Genomic DNA, 1,391 nt, shown 5'->3' with positions numbered 1-1,391 from the left:
CCGGCTGATGTGGGTGGGTGGCCTGTGGTGGTGCCGGTTGGTTCGGGTGTGTGGAACGCGCGTGTGTATGTGGTGGATGGTGCTTTGCGTCCGGTGCCTGTGGGGGTTGCGGGTGAGTTGTATGTGGCGGGTGCTGGTGTGGCTCGGGGGTATTTGGGTCGGCCGGGGTTGACGTGTGAGCGGTTTGTGGCTGATCCGTTTGGTCCTGCGGGTGGGCGGATGTATCGCACGGGTGATGTGGTGCGTTGGACCGCGGGGGGTGAGTTGGAGTTTGTGGGTCGTGTTGATGATCAGGTGAAGGTGCGGGGTTACCGGGTCGAGTTGGGTGAGGTCGAGTCGGTGGTGGCGCGTTGTGCGGGTGTGGCGCGTTGTGTGGTGGTGGTGCGTGGGGGGCGGTTGGTGGCTTATGTGGTGGCGGTTGTTGGTGCGGATGTGTGTGCGGCGGGGGTGCGGGCTGAGGTTGGGGGTGTGTTGCCGGGGTTCATGGTGCCTTGGGTTGTGGTGGTGGATGAGCTGCCGTTGACGCCGAACGGCAAGGTTGATCGTGGGGCGTTGCCTGAGCCGGTGGGTGAGGGTGTGGGCAGGGGTGCGCGTTCGGCGCGGGAGGAGGTGTTGTGTGCGTTGTTCGCGGATGTGTTGGGTGTGGAGTCGGTGGGGGTCGAGGATGATTTCTTCGCTCTGGGTGGGCATTCGTTGTTGGCTGCGCGGTTGGTGTGGCGGGTGCGGTCGGTTCTGGGTGTGGAGTTGCGGGTGCGTGATCTGTTCGAGGCGCCGTCGGTGGCGGGGTTGGCTGCTCGGGTGGGTCAGGGGGGTGTGGTGCGTTCGCGTCCGGTGGCGGTGGAGCGTCCGGGGCGGGTGCCGTTGTCGTTTGGTCAGCGTCGGTTGTGGTTTCTGAATCGGTTGGAGGGGCCGGATTCGACGTACAACATGCCGGTGGCGTTGCGGTTGTCGGGTGTTGTGGATGTGGGTGCGCTGCGGGCGGCGTTGGGTGATGTGGTGGGGCGTCATGAGGTGTTGCGGACGGTGTTGCCGGTGGTGGGGGGTGAGCCGGTGCAGCGTGTGTTGTCGGTGGGTGAGGGGACGCCGGAGTTGTGTGTGGTGGATGTGGGTTCGGATGGGTTGTCGGGGGTGTTGGGGGAGGCTGTCGGGTCAGTTTTTGATTTGTGTGTTGATGTTCCGTTTCGGGTGTGGTTGTTCCGTTTGGGGGGTGATGAGTGTGTGTTGTTGTTGTTGGTGCATCACGTTGCGGGTGATGGGTGGTCGTTGGGGCCGTTGGTGCGTGATGTGGGGGTGGCGTATGGGGCGCGGTGTGGGGGTGGTGTGCCGGGGTGGTCTGGGTTGTCGGTGCAGTATGCGGATTACGCGTTGTGGCAGCACAAACTCCTCGCCGA

Annotated in this window: 1 protein-coding gene and 1 pseudogene; both read left to right on the top strand. The window is 64.3% G+C overall.

Annotated features, from left to right (window positions below):
- Positions 1 to 9 precede the first annotated feature (9 nt).
- Positions 10 to 144 (top strand): annotated as a pseudogene (locus tag IE195_RS26745) (hypothetical protein); the annotation flags it as partial.
- Positions 145 to 186: 42 nt separating this feature from the next.
- Positions 187 to 1,391: condensation domain-containing protein (locus IE195_RS25975; protein ID WP_373295683.1), on the top strand; the 1,205-nt coding region annotated here is incomplete at its 3' end.

Source organism: Nocardiopsis terrae, from assembly GCF_014651695.1.
GTDB classification, from domain to species: domain Bacteria; phylum Actinomycetota; class Actinomycetes; order Streptosporangiales; family Streptosporangiaceae; genus Nocardiopsis; species Nocardiopsis terrae.
This window is presented reverse-complemented; position numbering and strand designations above follow the sequence as displayed.